This window comes from Gluconobacter vitians (assembly GCF_015244565.1).
GTDB lineage: Bacteria > Pseudomonadota > Alphaproteobacteria > Acetobacterales > Acetobacteraceae > Gluconobacter > Gluconobacter vitians.
In genome coordinates this window covers 99,405-120,270 of record NZ_JABCQG010000010.1, presented here as the reverse complement: position 1 = coordinate 120,270, position 20,866 = coordinate 99,405, and the positions used below count along the sequence as shown (strand labels likewise).

25 protein-coding genes are annotated in these 20,866 nt (G+C 59.3%); all 25 read right to left on the bottom strand.

Translation table 11 applies throughout. The features are described from left to right. Nucleotides 1-96: 96 nt before the first annotated feature. The 25 genes from HKD24_RS09400 to HKD24_RS09280 all read right to left on the bottom strand — a co-directional run bounded on the left by HKD24_RS09400 (nucleotide 97) and on the right by HKD24_RS09280 (nucleotide 20,802). Nucleotides 97-288: a hypothetical protein gene (locus HKD24_RS09400; protein ID WP_194260058.1), complete on the bottom strand. Its 192-nt coding sequence runs from the start codon at nucleotides 286-288 to the stop codon at nucleotides 97-99. After that, entirely contained in the window at nucleotides 278-1,147 is an 870-nt protein-coding gene (locus HKD24_RS09395; protein WP_194260057.1) for a glycine-rich domain-containing protein, read from the bottom strand. The genes HKD24_RS09400 and HKD24_RS09395 overlap by 11 nt, the downstream gene beginning before the upstream one ends. Nucleotides 1,148-1,160: 13 nt before the next feature. Next, the gene (locus HKD24_RS09390) at nucleotides 1,161-1,796 is read right to left on the bottom strand and encodes a YmfQ family protein (protein WP_194260056.1); all 636 of its coding nucleotides are present in this window, start codon (nucleotides 1,794-1,796) and stop codon (nucleotides 1,161-1,163) included. A 2-nt stretch (nucleotides 1,797-1,798) separates the two neighbouring features. Beyond that, on the bottom strand, nucleotides 1,799-2,914 hold the full coding sequence (locus HKD24_RS09385) for a baseplate J/gp47 family protein (protein WP_194260055.1): 1,116 nt from the start codon (nucleotides 2,912-2,914) through the stop codon (nucleotides 1,799-1,801). Then, a complete protein-coding gene (locus HKD24_RS09380) occupies nucleotides 2,914-3,417 on the bottom strand; it encodes a phage GP46 family protein (protein ID WP_194260054.1) in 504 nt (167 codons plus the stop codon). Before HKD24_RS09380 ends, HKD24_RS09385 begins: the two co-directional genes overlap by 1 nt. Nucleotides 3,418-3,425: 8 nt before the next feature. Beyond that, nucleotides 3,426-3,938, bottom strand: a complete 513-nt coding sequence (locus tag HKD24_RS09375; RefSeq protein WP_194260053.1) for a phage baseplate assembly protein domain-containing protein — start codon at nucleotides 3,936-3,938, stop codon at nucleotides 3,426-3,428. Nucleotides 3,939-3,947: 9 nt separating this feature from the next. Continuing rightward, nucleotides 3,948-5,087: a phage baseplate assembly protein gene (locus HKD24_RS09370; RefSeq protein ID WP_194260052.1), complete on the bottom strand. Its 1,140-nt coding sequence runs from the start codon at nucleotides 5,085-5,087 to the stop codon at nucleotides 3,948-3,950. Then, nucleotides 5,084-6,382, bottom strand: coding sequence for a DNA circularization protein (locus HKD24_RS09365; protein ID WP_194260051.1), 1,299 nt, complete (start codon nucleotides 6,380-6,382; stop codon nucleotides 5,084-5,086). Before HKD24_RS09365 ends, HKD24_RS09370 begins: the two co-directional genes overlap by 4 nt. A 27-nt stretch (nucleotides 6,383-6,409) precedes the next feature. Next, entirely contained in the window at nucleotides 6,410-8,266 is a 1,857-nt protein-coding gene (locus tag HKD24_RS09360) for a phage tail tip lysozyme (protein WP_194260050.1), read from the bottom strand. A gap of 120 nt (nucleotides 8,267-8,386) precedes the next feature. Beyond that, on the bottom strand, nucleotides 8,387-9,076 hold the full coding sequence (locus HKD24_RS09355; RefSeq protein ID WP_194260049.1) for a phage tail assembly protein: 690 nt from the start codon (nucleotides 9,074-9,076) through the stop codon (nucleotides 8,387-8,389). Further along, complete coding sequence (locus HKD24_RS09350; protein ID WP_194260048.1) at nucleotides 9,073-9,456, bottom strand: phage tail tube protein; 384 nt, start codon at nucleotides 9,454-9,456, stop codon at nucleotides 9,073-9,075. The genes HKD24_RS09355 and HKD24_RS09350 overlap by 4 nt, the downstream gene beginning before the upstream one ends. 9 nt (nucleotides 9,457-9,465) lie before the next feature. Further along, entirely contained in the window at nucleotides 9,466-10,944 is a 1,479-nt protein-coding gene (locus HKD24_RS09345) for a phage tail sheath subtilisin-like domain-containing protein (RefSeq protein ID WP_194260047.1), read from the bottom strand. Next, nucleotides 10,941-11,156, bottom strand: coding sequence for a DUF2635 domain-containing protein (locus HKD24_RS09340; RefSeq protein ID WP_194260046.1), 216 nt, complete (start codon nucleotides 11,154-11,156; stop codon nucleotides 10,941-10,943). The genes HKD24_RS09345 and HKD24_RS09340 overlap by 4 nt, the downstream gene beginning before the upstream one ends. 8 nt (nucleotides 11,157-11,164) lie before the next feature. Beyond that, the gene (locus tag HKD24_RS09335) at nucleotides 11,165-11,686 is read right to left on the bottom strand and encodes a hypothetical protein (RefSeq protein WP_194260045.1); all 522 of its coding nucleotides are present in this window, start codon (nucleotides 11,684-11,686) and stop codon (nucleotides 11,165-11,167) included. Beyond that, nucleotides 11,661-12,044 (bottom strand): head-tail joining protein, encoded by a 384-nt coding sequence (locus HKD24_RS09330; protein WP_194260044.1) that lies wholly within the window; start codon nucleotides 12,042-12,044, stop codon nucleotides 11,661-11,663. Before HKD24_RS09330 ends, HKD24_RS09335 begins: the two co-directional genes overlap by 26 nt. Further along, complete coding sequence (locus HKD24_RS09325) at nucleotides 12,041-12,352, bottom strand: hypothetical protein (protein ID WP_194260043.1); 312 nt, start codon at nucleotides 12,350-12,352, stop codon at nucleotides 12,041-12,043. Before HKD24_RS09325 ends, HKD24_RS09330 begins: the two co-directional genes overlap by 4 nt. Before the next feature lie 3 nt (nucleotides 12,353-12,355). After that, entirely contained in the window at nucleotides 12,356-13,471 is a 1,116-nt protein-coding gene (locus HKD24_RS09320; RefSeq protein ID WP_228124291.1) for a major capsid protein, read from the bottom strand. Between the two features lie 20 nt (nucleotides 13,472-13,491). Continuing rightward, a complete protein-coding gene (locus HKD24_RS09315) occupies nucleotides 13,492-13,899 on the bottom strand; it encodes a head decoration protein (RefSeq protein ID WP_194260042.1) in 408 nt (135 codons plus the stop codon). Between the two features lie 12 nt (nucleotides 13,900-13,911). Further along, nucleotides 13,912-14,490 carry a hypothetical protein gene (locus tag HKD24_RS09310; protein WP_194260041.1) on the bottom strand — a complete coding sequence of 193 codons (579 nt, stop codon included), beginning with the start codon at nucleotides 14,488-14,490 and terminating at the stop codon, nucleotides 13,912-13,914. A 23-nt stretch (nucleotides 14,491-14,513) separates the two neighbouring features. Then, the gene (locus HKD24_RS09305; RefSeq protein ID WP_194260040.1) at nucleotides 14,514-15,323 is read right to left on the bottom strand and encodes a S49 family peptidase; all 810 of its coding nucleotides are present in this window, start codon (nucleotides 15,321-15,323) and stop codon (nucleotides 14,514-14,516) included. Beyond that, on the bottom strand, nucleotides 15,320-17,011 hold the full coding sequence (locus tag HKD24_RS09300) for a phage portal protein (RefSeq protein WP_194260039.1): 1,692 nt from the start codon (nucleotides 17,009-17,011) through the stop codon (nucleotides 15,320-15,322). The genes HKD24_RS09305 and HKD24_RS09300 overlap by 4 nt, the downstream gene beginning before the upstream one ends. Further along, the gene (gpW, locus tag HKD24_RS09295) at nucleotides 17,011-17,301 is read right to left on the bottom strand and encodes a gpW family head-tail joining protein (RefSeq protein ID WP_194260038.1); all 291 of its coding nucleotides are present in this window, start codon (nucleotides 17,299-17,301) and stop codon (nucleotides 17,011-17,013) included. Before gpW ends, HKD24_RS09300 begins: the two co-directional genes overlap by 1 nt. Then, on the bottom strand, nucleotides 17,298-18,056 hold the full coding sequence (locus tag HKD24_RS09290) for a hypothetical protein (protein WP_194260037.1): 759 nt from the start codon (nucleotides 18,054-18,056) through the stop codon (nucleotides 17,298-17,300). The genes gpW and HKD24_RS09290 overlap by 4 nt, the downstream gene beginning before the upstream one ends. A gap of 9 nt (nucleotides 18,057-18,065) precedes the next feature. Next, nucleotides 18,066-20,195 carry a terminase gpA endonuclease subunit gene (locus HKD24_RS09285; protein WP_194260036.1) on the bottom strand — a complete coding sequence of 710 codons (2,130 nt, stop codon included), beginning with the start codon at nucleotides 20,193-20,195 and terminating at the stop codon, nucleotides 18,066-18,068. After that, a complete protein-coding gene (locus HKD24_RS09280) occupies nucleotides 20,167-20,802 on the bottom strand; it encodes a DNA packaging protein (protein WP_194260035.1) in 636 nt (211 codons plus the stop codon). Before HKD24_RS09280 ends, HKD24_RS09285 begins: the two co-directional genes overlap by 29 nt. Between the last annotated feature and the right edge of the window lie 64 nt (nucleotides 20,803-20,866).

Below are 20,866 nucleotides of genomic sequence, written 5' to 3'. Positions count from 1 at the left end.
CCCCTGGCCAACAAAGCAGAACGGGGGCGGAAATACCCCGAACCCTGAAGGACGGTGGGACGTCAGCTTTCACGACCCGCTGGCATGGCGCCCAGGTCATGATGCGCTGACAGTGTAGGCGCTTCCGATCGGATACTGCCGGTCAGGATCCGCAACTGCAGCCTGTCCCGTTGAGACAGTTGGCGTTGAGGAACCATCACAGACCACGTTGTTGACGACATATCCGGCAGGATGGTCAGTCGTGGCGGCGGTCAGATAGATGGCGAAGACCTGTGCATCAGTATTCATAAGTCAATTCCCCCGCGATACCTGCACCGCCATTACTTTCACCTGTTCCACCAGAGCCTCCGCCACCTGGAGACCCAGATAGGCCCGCAGTATTCTGGCCGGTGACCTGCACACTTGCGTAACCATAAGACGGGGCGCCTACGCCCCCCCATCCCTGGTACGCGCCGGCATACACACCGTAGCCGCCGCCAGGGCCGGCATGACCTTCATATCCAGCAATCGAATTTCCTGAGATCGAATAAGCGGCGCCTGCTCCACCTTTCCCAACGCCCCCGGAAGTGGCGTTCGCACCGCCCGATCCTCCAGCTGCCCGGGCTACTTCCATACCGGAGAGATAGACGATCGTATCGCCGCCAGACGTGCCGGATGTGCCGTTATAGGCGCCCGGAGAACCTCCCGCGCCAATGACCCAGGAGACATTATTTCCCGGTTGGACATTGAGAATGACATCGAGGTACGCCCCAGCGCCGCCGCCGCCGCCGGCAGAGACGGCACTGGTCGAATTGCTACCTCCTGCGCCCCCTCCTCCACCGCCTCCACGGAACCGGAGGCGAACACGGAAGACGCCCTCCGGTACGGTGAAATTGCCTGTGGCCTGCGTCTGCACCATCTCGGTCGGAAGACCGAGCAGCATGCGGGCGGCAGCCAGAACCTGATTGTTTGCCCCCTTGACGGCCGTGACACCGGCCGCTCCCAAGAAGGACATAAGCTCTTCCTGGACGCTATTCGCCCAGTCGGCTGTCATGATCGTTGCCGAAAGACCTGACGCGGGATTGCCGCCCGTGAAATATCCCGGAGAGCCCGCAGCAGACATCGCCGGCAGCGTTGCGAGCGCCGTACTGTTGTCGATCCGATACATACGAAAGTTTTCCTCAAATAATGTCGGGGCCAAAATCGGAAATGAGGTTTTCTCCGTTCTGTGCAAACAGAACCAGAGTATGTGCCGGACATCTCGCCCTGATCTCGCACTGGAGCACCTGATTTCCCCAGGCCTGCAAAGGTTCACCCATTCCACTGACATCTGTTCTGAAATAGACGGGCGTGTAGCCAGGGGCCTCTATGGTCCACACGTAGGCCCACTCTTCAGCGCCGAGAGCATCACCCATTTTGAACTGATCAACCCGGGCGGGCGCGTATTCCTTTATGGAGATCTCAAAACCAAGAGCCGCCGCAAAGGCTACGAAATAGGCAACGGATGAGCCCCCGCTATCAGTCAGACGGGCAATGACCTGCGCGCGCCTCTGAGCAACCGTCGGACTTTCCCCTGCGCAGAGATCCGGCAGGCCTGCGGTTTCCTCCCATTCGTTCAGAAGCTCAGTCGTCGTGAGAGGAAAGGCCTCTGTCAGGAGGTCGGAGGCCCGCTGGCTGTTCCGGGCGAATGTCTTTCCCCAGATTGCAGCAAGCATGGAAGGCAAGGCGTTCGCCTCGCGGGACCAGATAGCCCCTCGAGGGAGCAGCCTCAGGAGCGCCTGGCGGAAGTCATCCGCCGAGAAAACAGGAGCCCCCATAATCAGGACGCAAAGCTGATCGAGCCGAGTACCGGCATAGATCCGACATTCGCCGCGGCAATAGTCTCGGCCGGCGACGTGACTGAGAACTGGTCAAGGTCAAGCGCCCCGAGCGCTTCTGTCCACGCGCTCTGGTAGAGTGTTACCCCGGGACCAGAGAGGCGCGTAAACATATCCTGCAGCGCCGCAGTGATCAGGGCCTGATTGGCCGTCGTGTTTCCATCCCCAAGATCGGCCACGATGAAATCGACTGCCTGGGCGACTGGCGCACAGACGATGACAAGAGCCGTAACCGGACGCTGCGTATAAAGCGCATTGGCGACAAGCAGCTGGTCACCAGTCGCAGTCTGATATCGCCCCTCGCCCGCCGCAGCGCCGTCGCTGCCCTGAGGAAGGCCGCCCTGAGAACTTCGGACATTGTCCATTGCGAAATAGACGACAACAGTGCCGGGACCGTATCCGTTAGGATTGACCCAGGCGCGCGTCACACCGCTGATGGCCGTGGCCCACTTGATATAGTCTTTCGCGGCACCGTTTTCCCCACCTTCCGCAAACGCATCAAGGACGCGTGTCCGGAGATCACTGTCATTCTCGACGTCAGCACCTCCGGTAAAGGCAACCGTCACGGATCCGACAGTCTGAATGCCGTCGACCGGGCTTCCCAGGCTTGCAGACGCCCCGACAGCGACATTGCCGGCAGATCCGGCCGACTGGACCGTGCAGGCCACCACGGTTGTTCCGTTGGCCGTGACACTGTCCGCGGTCGAGACGGCTGTAAGACCGCCGGTGATCTGGATCACAGTTCCTGACGGAACGGTCTTCGTTCCAGTTGCCGGAAACGACACCTGTCCGGATGCGGCTGTGGCCGGCTTGCGCGTGACTTCCTTGAGGCCACCCCATGCCTCAAGGAAGATGCCTGTCGCCGTCCAGGGAACCGCCTGTTTTGCGATCCAGTCCAGGTAGCCATAATGAAGATGGGCGAGACCCGCGAGGACCATTGCGAGGACATAGAGGACCGAGAACCGCAGGAGCGCGGTGACCCCTGTAATTCCCCCGTTCTGAATGTCCTGCAGGGCTTGCTGTCGCAGATCCGTAAGCGTCGGACGACTGAATGCCATTACAGCCCCTCCCAGGCCCACGAAAACAGGAATGTCTGAGGCGTTGCCGCCCCCGGTTCGTACACGCTGACCGCAAATTCAGCCGTATTCGGGCTGACTGCGCTCCAGGCCGTCCGGATGGAAATACTGGTCGCAACACCGTCATCGATGAGCCACTGCAGGCATTCCTTGAGAATGTCCTTGAGCTCGAGAAGAACGGCCTGCTCACCCGCCTTGATGGCGCGGCGCAGCTGCCAGAGCCTCGAGCCAATCGGCAGCTTGTCCTGCTCATAGGCATCCCCCCACCAGCCGCGACGATCGTTCAGACCGCTCATGGCGGCATTCCCAGGGGCCTGAATGGCGACCGCGGAATCCGCTGGTGAAGGCTGCTCCGGAGCGACCCGGTCAGTGAAAATGCTGACCATCACGGCTGAGCGCAGCGGGTTATCAAGAACCAGATCACCGGACACAATGGTCCAGTCGCCCCGGCATTCCCGGGCGTTCCAGATGATCGCAATATCCACGGATTACCTCAGGAGGATGCGGGAGGCCCGGATTTGCCGGAGCCAGACTCAACATCCGTTGTCAGATGATTCTGAAGAGAGATTTTCCCGGCCTTCACATCCCCGGATGCGTTAAGACTGCCGGCGATAGTCACTTCTGCATTGATCGTCAGTTTTTTCGCGGCCGGGCTGATCTCGATCGATCCATCGCCTTTCAGCCAGATCCGGCTTCCGGTCCGGGGATGATAGACCGCGACGTCTCCGGGCGAGAGATCTGACGGCCGGTTCCGCTGATCCCCGGATGCCACGGCCACCGCGCGGGTCCGATCACCGGAGATAAACATCAGCGCGAGGTCACTGCCTGGCACCGAGCGACTTGCGAAGCCATAGAGCTGCATTACCGGCACGTCGGACCGCAGTTCACCACTTGCCAGCGCGACCTGAACCGTCGAGGTCGAACGCGACTCATTCGTGTCTGCCGTCTGCCGCCCCAGGCCGAAGGCCATTGCGACACGACGCGCCAGACGGGCGAGTGAGGACATGTTGATTTCCTAGCTGTTGATCGCCTGAATTCCCTCATTGGAGAGGGCCGGCAGAAGCAGAGGCTCAGGCATCAGACCTTCAGGCGGTATCAGCACCAGATCCGCCCGCGTCCCATCCTCGCCCTGCCGAAAGACAATCTCGGCAATAACGAGATCCAGTTCGCGTCCGCTCATGAGGCGAACTGGAGCCATGTGATTGACGGCCCACAGGTTACCCGACGTGTCGCGCCAGGTGTCGCAGGTCACAGTGACCGTGTTTGCCCGCCCATATCGGCGCGCCACCTCCCACTGAACCCTTTTCGTTGTTATGGCATAGTCCTGGTCACCGAGCTCGGCTGGGATCAGGAGTGGGCGGGTCCGGACGATGCCAGGATCTTCTGCCACCGCCCCGGATGTGACGGCATCCATCTGACCAACATAGTCAGCGTCCCCAGGCTCACTGAATAGGAGCGCTGTCGTCATGAGAACAGCGGTGATACTCGAGAACCGTCCCGCCGTACTTCGAACAGTGGTCATCTGCTCGACGTTTTCGCCATAAATCAGGCTACTGGCCATGCGCTGACTTCCGACAGCCGCGAAAGCTACATTCCCATCAGGCAGGTCATAGAACAGAACACCCGCCAGGCGCGCGACACGTTCGATGATCTCATAGGCCGTTTCGGTCAGAATGACGCTGAACTGTTGAAGGTCGACGTTCCCTGCCCCGTTGATCTGGCTGACATCGATATCAGCAAACTGGGCAACGCGCTTTGCGAGCGCGACCGCGTTCGTCGAGTTCATCTGATAGGTTGAGAACTCGGCCGAGCAGTCCACCAGGTCCATACTCTTGCTGGCAATCTGGAGCCGGAGTTCGTGCCGCTCCTCACTGATAGCCTCAACGACTGTGACGACATAGCCCGTGATCAGCTGGTCCGTTCCGATCCAGAGCTGAACGGCATCCCCCTCACTGATCGTCACGTCTGTCCCGATATCGGGCTGATAGGACGTCATTCCGAGATCAGCCACCCACGGCATCAGATCGACGCCGCACCGCACCGTGACGTCTGTCCAACCCGTGATCAGCGCCCCATTAATCAGGACGGAAGCCGTCTTCTGGGCATCCTCGCCATAGCCGAGGATCTGCCCGATCTGATCAATGATGCCACTCATGAAGACAGCGCCTCGAACTCGGTTGGCATGAATGCCGGGTGAACGGGATTGGCGCGACTCACCAGTCCATCGGATCGGGTGCCGTCCGCATAGAGCTGCTGAGCCAGTGTCAGCGCCGGCAGAGGCGCATTCCGTTCGATCGTAACGATGTCAGGCAGTTTTGCCGCCCGCTTCATCAGATCCTGCGACACCTGAACCTTCAGCGCCTTCAGAGCCGCCCAGCTGGTGTCATCCTGCGCATCCGCCGCGACTAATTCCTCAGCCTCGAACAGCGCGACCACGCGGCCGCACATTGCCTCCGCCTCCTCTGACGAGGGGGGACGCCAGTCCGAGCAGGCTTGGGCGATCGAGGCCAGAGCAGCACGCCGGCACAGGGCAGCGGTTTCGGTCTGGGCAGTGGCCAGCGCTGCACCAATCGGGGCAGCTGAGTTGATGACATCGACCGAACATGAGGCCAGCGGCCACAGAAGCGAGATTTGCACGCCCGGATCTGCGATTGCCTCCCGAAGCGCTTCTGTCAGGGCCTGCACGGCCGACGAAATCTCGGCTGCCGTGGTGAGGCCTATGATCGTCGCGGCATCCTCATCGATGGAAGCCCGCGAGGCGCTGAGGGCTGCCAGAACACTGTCTTCTGTCGCCGTCGCATCCGTTTCAGCCCCTGCCCCAGAAGCGTATCGGCCATTATTGCCAGGAAGAACCGAGGCGGCAGACTGCATCGCTTCCGAAGAGCCAATCGCCAAAACAGCACCGTCACCCCATCCGGCCGCTACTGATCGGGCTGCCGCAATGGCAGATCCTCCGGTCGCGAATGCTGATGATGTACGGCTGGAATAACTGGACGATGACGCAGAGGAGAGCGCAATGCGTGCGACCGCGACCGCCGCATGAAGCGCAGTAACGATCAGCGTGGAGAGTAGGTTTTTCTGCTCGACGAACTCGAACTCGAGATCCACGACATTCAGCCGCCCATCCCGCTCCCGCCACTCAAAGCGCGTGCATGCAGCCTTAATTGCCCCAATGGAAGGATGGACCAGAAGGCCACTTCCTGCCTGTTCGGAAGCTATGACCAGAGCGTCCCTTTGCACGTAAGCCAGATCACCGGACACAAAGCCGAGGATCCGATACCGCCGCGCCTTTTTGCCAATGTCTTCAACCCAAACCCCTGACCGCCCGGGATAACCGTGCTCGGCCTGTTTGCGTCCGCTGGAGCCACCGTTGCCCATCACAGCAAACGGCACCCCACGGAACGAGCACTGAAGATATTCAGCCGCCGTTCTGGCGAGAGTGCCGCTCATGTTAATTTTTCATCCCTGATTTGAGGGTTAATTCCCCACCGCAGTCAGCGCCGGATCCATCGCCCGGTGCTGGCTGATAGCGTGAACTTTCAGCCCTGGTGTCGTACTTTTCACCTGCACCGACGAGCCCGGAGGGGCGTTACGGTGATCGATTTCGACGCGCAACTGGGCAATCTTCTGATCGAGGCCTTGAGGCGCTGTCGGCGGCGGTGGCGGTGGAAGCTTGGCATCACCAAGCTTGCCGGCCCACTGGTCCGCCATTTCGCCACGGATCGCAGCCTCGGTGTCCTGGTGCTTTGGCTGCTCATACCCGTAGGTCAGGGCTTGCGCCGCCGCCTCAGGTGTCCGCGCCATATTCACGTTGGCGTCGGCGTAGGGATAATCCTTTTTGAGCTCCAGGTTGTAAAACTGGAGCTGCTCCGCAAACGTAGAGTCGCGGATATCTTTCCCCATAAGCTGCTTGAAGCGCTCCTGGCGTTTCGGCCACCACTGGCCAAGGCCGTAAGCTTTTCCGTTATCGCCTGAGTTGGTCTCGAGAAACGTACTTTCCCGATCAATATTGCTCACCATGCCTAGAGCTGCATTGCGAGAGCGTCCTTGCGACCGGAAATAATCGTAAGCTTGCTGGGCGCGGGCCTGCTCACCCCCAGCCTTTTTCCAAATCCCTACCGCAAGATGATTCGTCGGGTCAGGAGCAGCATCCGGGCTTTTATAATGCTGCCAGACTTCATAGGCGCCAACCGCTCCCGCCGCCGCAAGCGCAATGCCTCCGAAGGCTGTCGAAACACCGAGTAGCGCCGCTGTAAGCGTGGCAATTCCAGTCAACACTGGAGCTGAGTACAGAAGCGCTATCCCGCCGAGAGCGATTTTCCCGGTTGCCTTCCACCCCCCCAAGCCATCCACGACATGCAAAACTTCATCATAGACGCCTTTGATGTCGCCCTTAATCTGGCTCCATCCGCCCGTGCGCAGCCATGTGATGAAATGGCGAACGTATCCGGCAATATCCTGAGAAATCCATTCCCGGTTGGCTGCGATCCAGTCCCGCATCTCATTAACGACAGGAGTGATAACAGGCTCAACTGACTGGGCCAGCGAATACCCAAATCCCTCAACCGCCTCTGTCAGACCCGACTGTGCGTGCCTGAGCCGATCCGCAGCATCAGCCCCTGCTCGATTCATTACTCCCAGCCGTTCGGCCTGCCTGACATTGGCCTGATACTGCTCTTCGGTCTGTTGAAGGATCGGCATTAACCCCTGAGCCGCGCCACCGAAGATCTGAGTTGCCGCGATCACCTTGGCTGCCGGATCACGGATCGACCGGATACGCTTGGCAACCCGCTCAAACATTTCATCAGGCTTCAGATGCTGGAGCTCCTGGAGACTGATGCCGAGCGCCTTGAACTGGACGATCGCCTCTGGGGCAAAGCCGTGCGTAGCTTCCCACCGGGTCTGCGAAAGCCCCTGCAAGGCACTGGACATCGCATCAGCAGACCCGCCCGAAAGACGAGCCGCGTTTTGCATCGCCATGAGGCGATCAGGGGCCATGCCCATGGAATTTGCCGCGGTCCGCAGGTTCGTTCCGAACTGCCCCCATGCGCTGGCCAGCCTATAGATGCCCGCCAGAGAAGCTGCGCCCGTTATACCCCCAAGCACAGGAACAATCTGGGATAATGACCGGAAAGCCCCTACACCAGCACGCTCAAGGCTAGTAATCCCACCCTGCAGCCGCCTCAGGCCGGTAACACCGGAAAACCGGTCCAAGGCAGCTTGGGCCCGACGAACCGGAGCCTGCATGGCAGCAATTCGCGCGTTCAGTCGCTCAACGGTCTGAGATGCGCGATCAACGGCGCTAATTGTGACCTTAACGCCCTTATTTGCCATTTTTCCTGCTTTCCTGCTTCCGCTTTTCAGCCAGCCGATTGATTTCCCGGCAGTAGAACCACATTTCTTCTCCGGTCAGATTCTCTGCCTCGGTTCTGGTCCAACCTGGAAAATGCTGACCTAGCTCGATCGAAAACGCTTCCCAGTTGCCGGGCCAGCCATTGAAAAACCCGTCAGGTAGTCTGCCGCCTCCGCAAATTTGCTGATCGGCATCCGGGTGATTGCAACGTAGTCCCAGCCGGACACGTCCTCGACCATACCCATTTCCGCCTGGAGGATACTTTCGACAGTGCCAGGCGCTACGCGCCCTTTGTATTTCCGGCGCTCAGTGACCCGAGGTGGCCGTAGGACCATTTCCCCCCAAGAGTTCCCTCCCTTCCCCTCGATCGGTGGATTGAAGGAAATGAATTTTTCAGGCCTCAAATCGAGCGAACGCTGTACATTCGGGTCAGTCAGTCCACGCCGCGCATTGGCCTCAAAACCCGTGACGTATTCGATTGCCCAGTTGAATTCCATTTCTGGAAGTTCGCCTATGACGCCCTCAGGCACACCCGCCACGGCTGCGACCAGGTTGATCTGGCTATCATACATGCTCTGGTCTGTCAGACGGGCGCCAACTACCTGCGCTGCCTTGAGGACTTTCCATACATTAGGCTCAGAAAGCCTGATTTCCTGATACTCGCCGCCTTTGTACTGGATAGGACTATCCAGAACGATCAGGCTGTCGTCGCTGGTGGCTTCGCCGCCCGTATCTGCGCCACTGCGCTGTGCAAGGATTTCCTCCTCGCTCGGCTCGTCAAATCGCTTCATGAGACAACGTCCACGGTCACGCTATCGCTTTCAACGTGCAGCTCGAACGTGCCTTCCTGAGTGTTGATGTTGATATTCTCAGTCTGCCAGCCGTCATCAACCGTCACGACCTTTCCATTGGCCTGGACAATAATCACGGTCAGACCGCTTGCCCCCTGGAAATCCAGCGGGTTGGTGTCGCGGCGATCTCGCAGGGTCATCTGGACAAAACCCTGCACCGGCATCTGCGAGAAACCCTCGACAGCAGACTGTCCCTTGAGGGTTTCGTTCTGCATCCCTGCCGCCTGATACTGGCATTCACCAACGACGTTATAGACAACGCCGTTGATGGTTGCGGTCGCGGTACCCGCAAGGGGGCCACGATATACGGATCCCGACATGGGCCCTCCTTAGGATTTCACGAACTGGACGCTGCCGGCGATGATCCGCAGCTGATTGGCGAAGTCGTACGGCATCAACAGCTTGACGACGCCGTTACCCGCATTCTCCGCAACGATGTTGGCGGCGAATGTGTCAGCGTTCTGAACCCAGAGCTGAGTCGCCTGCCAGCGGTACCGCGAGGCGCAGGCCTTGCCGATCAGCTTGGCCGTGGTCGCCTTGGCGCCGGCCGGGATCTTTGTCCCGTCCGCGACAAGGATGCACCCGCCATACTGGCTTCCGAGGAAGATCCGCATGTCCTGCATGCAGATCTCTGCCGTCAGCATGGTCTCGATATCGAGATAGCTGTTGTCAGGCAGGCCTGCGGCGTTCGTCTGGTAGGTTGTCACCAGGCGCTCGATATTAACCGTGCCGCTGTCATCGACCGTAAAGGTCGAGAGACCATCATACAGGAGGCTGTTGCGCTGCTCTGTCGAGTAGCGGCCAGCATCTGTCGGCGGCATGACGGTCAGGGACAGGGCCGTGATCGGCAGCGCCGGATTGCTCCGCATGCTCATCGCTGTTCGCGCTGCCACCTGTGCCGCCCAGGAGAGAGGATCAGACGGACTGTCCCCGATCGGCATGATCGTCGCATGCTGGTCATTCTGCGTCAGCCCGAAAGCTGTCGCCTGCCCGTATGTTCCACGATAGGCCGTGATGGCATGCCCGTAGAGCTGCAGCATCGGCGACCAACGGCCCGCTGTATCGTTCAGCCACGCCTTCAGCGCCGTCAGGGACCCGCTATCCGTATAGGGATGAATGATCAGGTCATAGACACGTTCGCCCTGTGCCGCGAGAGACGTCGCGAGCGTTGTCGGGTTCGTCTTTCCCCCTGACATCTGGCCCAGAGCAACCGTCAGACCAGCCGGAGCCGACTGACCACCAGCCGTCCCCAGTACCGCGACCCCGAGGAGAATATCGTTGCCCGACATTCCCTTGTTGAGCGCGGTCAGTGTGACCGTCCCCGTCGACGACGTCACGGATACCGGCAGGCCTGAGACAGCCCCCGCAGCGGTTACGACACCCGAAGCGACCGTATCCGCCGTGTCACCCGCATTGACCGCGACACTGATCAGCTGATCGCCGACGTACAACGGAAGCGTTCCCGCCTCTGTCGCGGTGCCGGAAATCGTGAATGTGCCGGTGGCAGCGGTCGCTGATGCATCATCAGCCAGAGGAAGAACCCAGATTTCACCTTGCGTGTCGACCGCCCGATAGGCCTTGACCAGACGGGCGCACTGCGAGGCCGCCCCATACTTGCTGACCGCGTCGGAATATCCACCCGAGAGCGTGGCCACGCCGGCAACAGCGCTCCCTGCGACCATCTGACCGATGATCAGCACGCGCCGCGTGGTGGCTGCAGTGTTCGCCTTGGAATTGTCCAGGGCGAAGTAGAGACCTGGAACCCGGTTCGTGTCCGAGTAATTCGGTACCGTGATGGATCCGCTCATGCCGCGGGTTCCTTTTCGGGCTCAGGGATTTCAGGAGATGCAGCCGGCTCCGGCGCGGCGGGCGAGGCCTGCTCTTTGACCCCTTCGATATCGCCATGCTTCAGGGCGAGAAGCCAGAAAGGGGTTTCAGGCACGTTCTCACCACCCGACTTGAGCAGCCGCATGGATCCGGGCCAGCGTACCGCTCGCCCGTCAGCAGGTTTTACAAACATGGATTTCCCTATTCGGACGGGAACTTAACCGTCATGCCCGCGAATACGGGCTGGTCTGCCGTCTTGAGAGTTGCGTCAATTTCGGTGAGCGGTACGCCATCAGGCGGGTAGGTCTCGATATACTTGAAGCCCAGAATCATCTTGAACTCGCCAATGTGGCGACTTCCCTCACTGGTCACTTCCGTCACCGTGGAAAATTCTGCCGTCTCACAGAGCGCTGCCTGAAGAGGCACATCCCTCATCAGGGCCAGCTCGATTTCTTCCGCGAACCTGTCGAGCAATGCTTCAACCGCTGTCGGAGTGCCAGCTGCGACATATCCCCTCATCCCCAACGTGGCTACGCGGTTGAATTGGACCTGCGCTGGACCAGGGCTTTCTCCGCGGTCCTCATAGATCTGCAGGTATAGTGCCGGTAGGTTGCTCTCCCCGATCGGCAAAGACCGGCCTACGAAGACATTTTCACCAGCCATTGTGCCAGCACTTTTAAGTGCCGCGACTGCGAGATCACGGATAATCACCCTGTAGAGCATCACTTTCTCCGGTCGCATCATTGAGCTCGAGATGAAGCCCTCCGTGGCTGTCCGTTCTCACTTCCTGAATGCGATAGACCTTCCCACGAACCCTGATTAGATCGCCCTGCTCTGGGGGCGTCGTAAAAGCACCTTCCCGTACACCGAGGATGGGCCGCGTCGTGGTAATATGAACAGGAGACATCCCGTCACCGCCACCAAGGACGTCGATTGGACGATAGGCATCATCGAAGATACCGCTGATGGGCTGCCAGTTTCCCACCCTCCCCGATAGCCATTCAACCGCCTCACCAAAGACGTCCTGGCATGGCCCGAGCACCAGGCCATCCCAGTCGAACGGCCCGGTGCTTCCGCTCACGATGGCTGTGCCGGCGGAGGCACCATTTCAGGTGCAGGCGGCAGCGGAGCAGACTTGGTGGTACCAGCATCTGCCACAAAGGAAGGCTGGGCCTGCTGATCTGCAGGCAGCCGGACAATACCCGCACGGATCCAGAATTTTGCCGTGACAGGACAGCAATTCAGCAAGGTTCCCGGCTCGATCGGGTCCTCGCCAGGCTGGTCATAGATAGGACGGATCGTCACAACCTTGACGGTTTTTTCCTTCGCGGGGGCTGACGAAGCCTTCCCGTTCGAAAACTCGCCTTCAGGCTTCAGATTATCGGCCATCGCTTATACTCCTGTCGGTCCGGGAACACCTGCACCAGGCGCCATGACGGTCGCCGCGAACGATGCGTTCACTCGGGACGGAATCATGATCGGTGCCGACTGCATCAGCATGTTGATGAGGGCGGGATTCTTCTCGGTCCAGATCTTTGGAGCATAGGCAAGCGGGCCATATGCGAAGTCAGGATCCATGATCATGCCGAAGGCGCGGGTTCCCTCGACACCAGCCCCGCCCATAAGGATCGTTCCGTCGATCAGCATCGGATTTTCCTCATCGGTATCCGGATCGACGTACCAGTCATTGTACAGATAAAGGTCAAACTGACCCCAGCGCCCCATATAGACACCGCCCTGTTCGATACGACCGCCCAGCTCGATCGTGGAACCGCCGACCTTTCCGGGCCAGATGATGCTGTTCAGCACCTTCACGTCATTCTTGAACGCGTTCCAGGCAGACGTCGTAAAGGTGATTTCGGTCGGGAAAGAACCGGACTTCTGCAGTACAGTCTGCGCCCACTGGAGGATGTAATCGGACGGATAAATTCCGGCCTGTCCCCACTGCGCCGCGCCCGTGAGCGCAACCGTCAGCGCGGGATCCCGGTTGAAGTCGATCTCGATCGGGTCCGGATATCCGTCGCCCGTGACGGTGATCTTGCCCGTCGACAAGGCCTGAGCCGCCATCCATTCGCAACGGCGATCGATCATGTCGATCTGGTCTTCAATCTCCCACTGGAGATTGGCCTCGAGGCGCTGCATCGGTGTCAGTGCGCCGCCAATCCGCTCGCCAATCTGGCGACGAACCGGCTTCAGCAGGTCAGGATTGCGAAGATCCTTGATGTAGGGCGGCCGGAACAGATTGGTGGTGAACTTACGGCTTGCGACCGGCTTACCTTCAACCAGGGGGCTGCAGAACGGAGCCATACGGCGCTTACCGACGTCAACGTCAATGGCAACTTCCGGAGCGGTGCTTTCGATCATGTTCGGGAAATTATGATCGAGCAGGAATGTACTGGCCGTCTTCAGGTTGCGGACGGAATAGACAAGCTCGGCAATGCTGTAGACGCCGAGCATTTCGGTCAGGGACGCCTGTACGCCGGCCTCGCCCTGGTATGTATCGGACATGGACTATTTCTCCTGCGCGATCAGACGATCGCGTTCGAAAGAGAGGTTTTGATGAAGAGATTGTTCGGCCGGCAGGCAGCAGTCAGCGCATCGAGCGTCCAGGTCGAGTCATAGGTCATGTAGTTCGAGTTGAACTCTCCCATGACGTAGATCGCTCCGGCAGTGGCAGCTGACGTCGCGTCAACGCTATCAACCGTGATGCCAACAGGCGTCTGGCTTCCATCGGTCGCAGCCGGGACGGACTTGATGTACTGCCCGCTTGCCGTGACCCGGCCGACGACGGTTCCACGAACGAGAGCGCCGGCACCGCTGGCAAACGTGACCTGTTCGGTCACGAGCTTCAGGTTGCCAGCGATCAGCTGATCAGGGGTGAAGACAGCCTCCCGGGCACCCGGGAGATACTGATAAGAATTGAGAGACGAAGACATGTTTCGCTTTCCTCAGTTCATGCCGCGATTGCGGCGGCTCGCGGCCACGAGGCGGGCCCCCGGACGGGTTTCACCCGGCTGGCCGTCAGCCCCGATCCGGGGCGGAGGGCTTCCCGCCATGCGTTCGCGCAGGTTGGAACCCGGGCGCGGGCGCCCACCCTTCGAAGTGTCCGGCGTCGCTGCGGCGACGGTGGACAGCATCCGCAAGGCCGCACTGCGCGTCAGGTTGGTGTTGAAGGCAATTTCTGCTGCGGCAGCGGGATTGCGCGCGGCCAAGGGGCTTGAGAAAATTGCTGCACAACGTCCGCGTTCACGTGCGCGGGCAGACGCCTTTTCTTCATCCTTCTCGTCTTCAGCGTCAGTGTCGTCGTCTCCGCAGCAGTCATCATCATCCCCGCCACCGTCGTCAGAGCCACGTTTGCCCTTCTTGCCCTTCTTGGCTGTGTCGTCGTCCCCATCGGGCTCGCCATCCCCACCGTCGCCATCGTCGTTACCTTCGGCAGGCGTGTTATTCTTGTCGTCGTCATCCTCTGCGCGCATGCGGTTCAGATGCGCGAAAGGGCTCGCAGGCGCTGTTGCACGAGCGGTCATAGCGTTCTCCAGTGTCTGAAATATCAGGTCAGGTTTGCGCGGAGATCTTCCAGCGCTGCGTCCGGGCTCATGACGGCATCGGCCAAGCCGAGCTTCACGCCATCCTCACCCAGAAAGGTTTCGGCTTTCATGTCCCGGATTGCGTCCGGGGCAAGGCCACGGTTGCGGGCGACTAGATCGATGAACATTTCCCCAATTCGATCAATGTCGGCCTGCGCGCGTTCTCGAGCCCCGTCAGTGAGGGGCTCAACCGAGTTCAGCTCTGCCTTGTGCTCGCCGTAGCGAAACACCGTGACCGCAATACCTGCGTCACTGAGAGCCTTCGTCAGATCAGTATGCATCATGATCACGCCGATCGATCCAGATCCGCCCGTTCGGGGAACCGTGATCGTCTGCGCCGAAGACGCCAGCGCATATCCCGCCGAATATGCTTCGTCAGCCAGGATCGCTACGATCGGCTTTTTCGAGCGAGACGCGTAGATATGGTCCGCAAGATCGAAGAGCTCTGAAACCATGCCGCCCGGGCTGTTGATTGCAAGAACAATCGCCTGGACCGTGTCATCTGCCAGCGCCTCATCGAAGCTTTCGCGTATGTCGCCATAACACGTCACATACGGGTAAAAGCTTCCCTTCCCCGCCAGCAGCACTCCGCCGATGCCAATGGCCGCGACATTACCGCTGCGCCAGACTGGCGCTCCGGAAAACCAGCCATCGTTGTCATCGAAAAACGCCAGCACACCTGAAGCCTCGATCTCCCGCTTCAGGATTCCGGCTCGCCCCAGCGAAAGCGCGAGCGGGCGGTTCAGTATGGCGTCTGCCTGTACCCGCTTCATGTTTCCTCCGGTTTTCTGACGGTTGCCGATGCCTCCTGCTGACCGGTCCATTCCGGCAGCGCGAGACCACGCTCTGTGAAAGCATCAACTTCGATCTTTCGCTGATCGATGACCTCCTCCCAGTCCGCACCTTCATTCGTGGCGCACTCCTGCTCGAGCGTGGAAAGACCAGCATCCATTCCCAGAATGGCGCCCTGCTTTTCAGCAACTGGATCAATCCATCCCCGACCAGGTCCGAGCCATTTCGCACGAGCATAAGCGGCCCTGGCATCCATAAATTCCGGCGCATTGCGAGGCAGCGGAAGATCATCGATCTCCATTGATTCCTCGACAAAAGCCATGCGAATGGGTTGGCAGAAGCCAATCTCGAAATCCTGCCGACGCCGTGTAAGCGTCTTCCAGGCCTCGAGAAGTGCTGCTCGAGCAGAAGAGTAATTCACGTCCGAGAAGTCATTGCTGACCTGCTGAGGCGAGAGACCAGCACCGGCAGCGACATTATTCAGAACTGCTCTCTGGAAGTCCCGATAGCCGTTCGCCGGACGCGCTGCCGCGACTGTGTTGATCTTCTCACCAGGGAACAGCATGGGAATCCGCGAACCCTGCATGGACAGGTCCCGGTGAGAATTCCATACGAGCTGCTGCTGCCACCTGCCGTCCATTCCAGATCCTCCGGGAGACCCTGATCCCAAGGCCTCAGCAGTCATCTGGTGGTCGTACGGACTTTCGATGAAGGCTGCGAAGATCGCATTCACGATCGACGCATCCAGTTCCGCCGTATCGTACCGGATCAGCATTTTCAGGCGTTGGATCACCGGAGCCAGAATACCCGCGCCACCCCGATGCTGCGTTCCACGGTGATGCTCGAACATGTGCACCACCATAGGCCGGCCAAAATCAGTCTCCCGTGGAATACGCTTCCAGGTAACCGTTTTGCCGCCCTGCCAGTAATCGGCCTGATGCGCCTCCCGAATATGGTAGGCGATCGGGGCTTCATGTTCATCGACCTCGACCCCGTTCCGGATATGGGTCCAGTCCGGCCGTCCCTGTGGGTTCGAAAGGCGGTCAGGATCGATGATCTTGACTGCGGTGGCATACTGCGCCGCGCCGCGGCCCATGCGCTCCTCGATCCAAGGGAGAGTCGCAATGGCATCACCATCCGTCAGCAGTTGCCTGAATGCCAGATGCATCTGCTGCCCGAACGTGAGCATTCGCTCGGCATCATTGAAGCGCCGCGGATCATTGGCCCATTGACGCCAGCGGGAATCCAGCTCAGCCCCATATTCTCTGGCCCACTGGGCATCAAAAGCCTTGTTGCCCGACATGTGCGCAAGGGCACGGTAATCCGGCTTTGAGATCGGGCGGATGTTGACGCCGACCGTATTGTCCAGCGTGCGGGTAACTGCACCAGCTGCCCAGCCATCGTTTCTGACTAGGTCCCTGACGCGGGCCACCAGCGTATCCCGCTGGGGACCGATTTCAGTGTCGCCAGACCACAGAACCGGGTTCCAGTTCTGCATGTGCTGCCCGTAGTAATCTGCTCCGTCATAGGGAACGTTCGAGGGCGAATTCAGCGCATCTGGACGCGGTGGCGCATTCGGAGTGGCGGCAGGTGCAAGCCGGGGCTCTACACGTGCTCGCACGGCTGGCGTGCCACGGATGGCACGCGCCAGCCCGTCTATGATCCCCATCAGAAGACCGGGCGAAGTGCGCCGCGACGCACGCCTGGAATGCCAAGCTGGCGCTGCAGTTGCTGGATCATGACAGTGAGACCAGCCATGTTGGCCTGAGTGTAGGAAACCGACCTCGAACCGTCGCCCTGAGCATACGATACCGACGCTACTTTGGCGCCGCTCTGGAGCTGAATCAGGGCAAGCTGACAGTCTGCAAGCGACTTCTGGAGCTGCTCTTTGGGCATGCCCGCGAGAATGCTGGTGTTCAGGTCATAGATCGGGCGCCCGGGATAGAGCGGTGTCGTCATTTCAGTCCCCTCTTCCGGAAAGCCTTGATGATTTCTTCTTGAACGACGCGCTCCTGCCGTCGCGCGACGTTACTGTTCACAATCTGCTCGACAGGAAGTCGCGTTTCATAATGAGGCGCTGATACAAAACGGAAAATTTCACCAACACGCCCAGGACCAAGAAGCTTGTAGATCCCTTTAGGTCTGCCATTTCCCCTTTCACGAGGAATGAAATATTCGCTGTTCCGCCCTCGAGCAGCTTTCCCTCGCCTCATTAATCGACGCGCAGTCTTGTCCCCCATATTTGCTCGCGCATCCAATGCAGCCCCCAGACGACTTAGGACCTGCATGATTACGCTTCGGGGAATGTTACCGTTACCATCCAAGGGACAATCTCGGCCTGGAACAACATATTGCCCCTCAGAAACTCGCGATAAGGCCTTTTCCAATTTGGTCTTGTCGCGGCTACCTCCGTGGATTTGCGGGCCCAAATAGGCAATTGCTGGCGTACCGCCCGCGCCCTTTATCAGATCCTTTGTGACTACGGCTGCCTCCAGATTACCGGGGGTTGCCTTCTGCACCTTGAAGCCGAACAGGGTGAACCTTGTCGGCCGATCAAAGACTTCTGACATTCTATCTTGGACGTTCCGGAAGGCACCAAACGCCAACCTATTAAGAGCAGAGGCTTCCGCCTGCGGTATCTCCCTTTCGGACAAGGCGCTGAGGTCCATCTTGAGAGCCTTTGCGTCCAGGCCAATCTTGAACTCCAGCGCCATTACTACCCTTCAGTTTGATCCGTATTTTCGGGCCATTTCCGCGATCCAGTCCGTACCAGCTGGAAGATTTCGTACTGGCGGCATGGAAACCGGCGTGCCGTCTTCGTCAGAAACCGCAATCTGCGTCACCATCACGTTCTGATCCCAGTCGAGAGCCCAGTTCGGAGGAGCGTCCCAGTTGATACGCTGGAAGCCGAACAGAACTGCCATGACCTCGCTCATGGCCATCAGATCGAGGGCTTCGTTTCGACCGCCTCCGGCCTTTTTCTTCCAGCGACCATCATCAGACCGCTCCTCCGCGCCGAGCTGGTCGAACCACTGGTGCGGAGGAGCAGGACTTTTCAGTGCTGCTGGAAAATGTACATAAAGCGGCCCGGGATTGGCGACCGCGAGCTCGATTGAGACGTTGTCCTTAAAGCGGTTTGGATTGAATGCCCCAAGGGGCACCTCTCCGTTCGCGCCGGCATTACGATCTTTTCTCTGGCTGTCTGGATACCGGACCGCCAGCATCGCTGCATTCGCTGTGGACATGCCTTTAAGGGGCATGACCGTGTATGCGTGGCGGCCGTCGATTTCTCCGGCGAACTTGATGCGCCTTGCACGCCTTGCCCTCTGCCATGCTCCATATGCCTGGAGAGTGACACCATCTTCACCACCAGAGTCATATCCAGCCGCGAGAACTTTCATCCCTCGCCCAGACCCATCGTCAAGCGGATAGACCGTGTCGGTCAGACCCCGAACCATATTGTCCCAGTCTGTGGGGCTCTGAGCCGTATCGGCCGGGATTTTCTGATAGTCGATTACCCAACTTTCTCCGGCCGCTCCCCAGGCGCGCGTCAGACGTTCAAAGCGGTTGCTCTGGACGTCTACCGACATGGTCAGGAACCGCGCCCCTTTCGGCACAACCCCCATCTTCAGATCCGGTTCCGCACGGTTCGCAAGAACCTCACCATCGATGTTCCGGGCTGAGTTTGGTGACTGGTATGGAAAGCCAAACCGCTTGACCGTCACGGCCTTGAGATCGGAGTCGTCGGCCGTCTCTTTGAAATGCCTTTCTGCCTTAGCGTAATCCCTCGCCATCGCGCCGATGCCGCCGATCAGAAAGGGGCTCATCAGGCCGGTGATCCAGAAGCCTGCTGTTTCACTCTGAATTGCGGTTCCCGTAACGTTTCCTTCAAGATCAATCTGCTGCCCCTGAGCAACCCAGAGACCGTCGATATTCATCGAACGACGCCACTTATCCTCAATCAGTGATCCGCAGGAAGGACAGACCAAGGCAGCTGCCTGGGCAATTTCATCCAGCGGCGCATCCTGAGGCCAGTCCAGGATCATCTGCCTCTCAGCGCCCGGTGTTGGGCTTGAGTAGGCGTTGCAGTGAGGGCATGGCCACCACCAGGTCCGCCTATCGCTGTCGCGGTAGATCTTCATGATGCCGTCCGTCCATTTGGACGGATCGCGACCAGCAGCGCGATCAGGATGGCTTTCGACCAGGACCATGGATTCCTGGCCGAAGGTCTCGCGCCGGATCGTTCCGAGGCTGTAGGTGTCGCCCTGCTCATAAACCGGGCACGCATCGAGCTCGGTAATGATGATCCGCGAGGCGGACTTGCCGATCAGGTTATTATAGGTCGAGGCCAGAAATTCGACCCACATGCCCTCGAATTTCTTGAAGTGAAGGCTCCGGTCCTTTGGTTTTAGCCCGAGTCGATCCCTCAGGATTGGATGGAGATCAATCATCGGCTCGATTTCGCGCTTTACATAGCTCTCGAGCGCATCATCGGTCTGGGCGTAAACCAGAAAGTCGGCCGGATCGACGGCGACCGACTGATAGATCCAGTTCTGTCCTATCGTCGTTTTGCCACATCGTGCCGGACCCACGACACACGTCGTCAGGGCCGTACTGGTGAGCGCCTCCATCGGGCCAACGAGAAACGGGGCTTCGTCATGGTCCCACTTGCCGACGAAACCGCCGCCTCTGTTATTCAGATGCCGGTTCGCCAAGGCAAAGGCCGCGACATCAATCTTTTCCGGCGGCAGGTACGCCTTCAGGGCCTCCGCCAGTATTTCCCGTGGGTTGGCGAACAGAACCTCTTCAGGCCGCTCCAGAAGGTCAGGAGAAAGTGAGAGAGCGTTCCCCATCTTCCGGCTCCGCTTGAAGGATTTGAAGCAGCGCCGCCACCGAGGCGCGTTGCGTGTCTTCGAACTGCTGTTCCGCCTCCCGGATCGTACTGTCAGGCCAGCCGTTTTTCCGGCCCAGCTTGCGGATGAAAAGCCGGGTGTCCTGACTAAGCCGGGAGAATGCGTCCCGGAGCTGCTCCTGCAGTTCGGAAGCAATCACCAGCTGCCCGCACCGCTCGGCTTCCTTACGTTTCAGCTCCCGCAGCTTCCAGACGTCGATTTCCTCTTTCGGCGTCAGGCGCTTGTAGGATTTTTCGACTTCAGGAGGAGGCAGAAGATCATCAAACACCAACTGCAAGTTCTGCAGTTGCTCATCCCGGACTGAATTGGCGTCAGCTTCTTCCCGCCGCTTCAGATCCAGAAACTCAAACACCAAGTCCGGCCGAAATCGGTAGCTGGATCCGTTGGTACCGCGTTGCTCGACCGGAAAATCCGGCCATCGATCCATCCAGGCGGTCATAGTTGGCAGTGAAACGCGCAATTTACGCGCCATTTCACGCTTGTTCAGGGTCACGGGGGCTTCAATCACCGGTGACGATGCCTGCTGTTCTCCAATCGACAACGACAAGAACAGAAACCCCTATTTCAGATTGGTCAAAAACTCTCTCTTACCGGGGTGCGAATTACCCCCG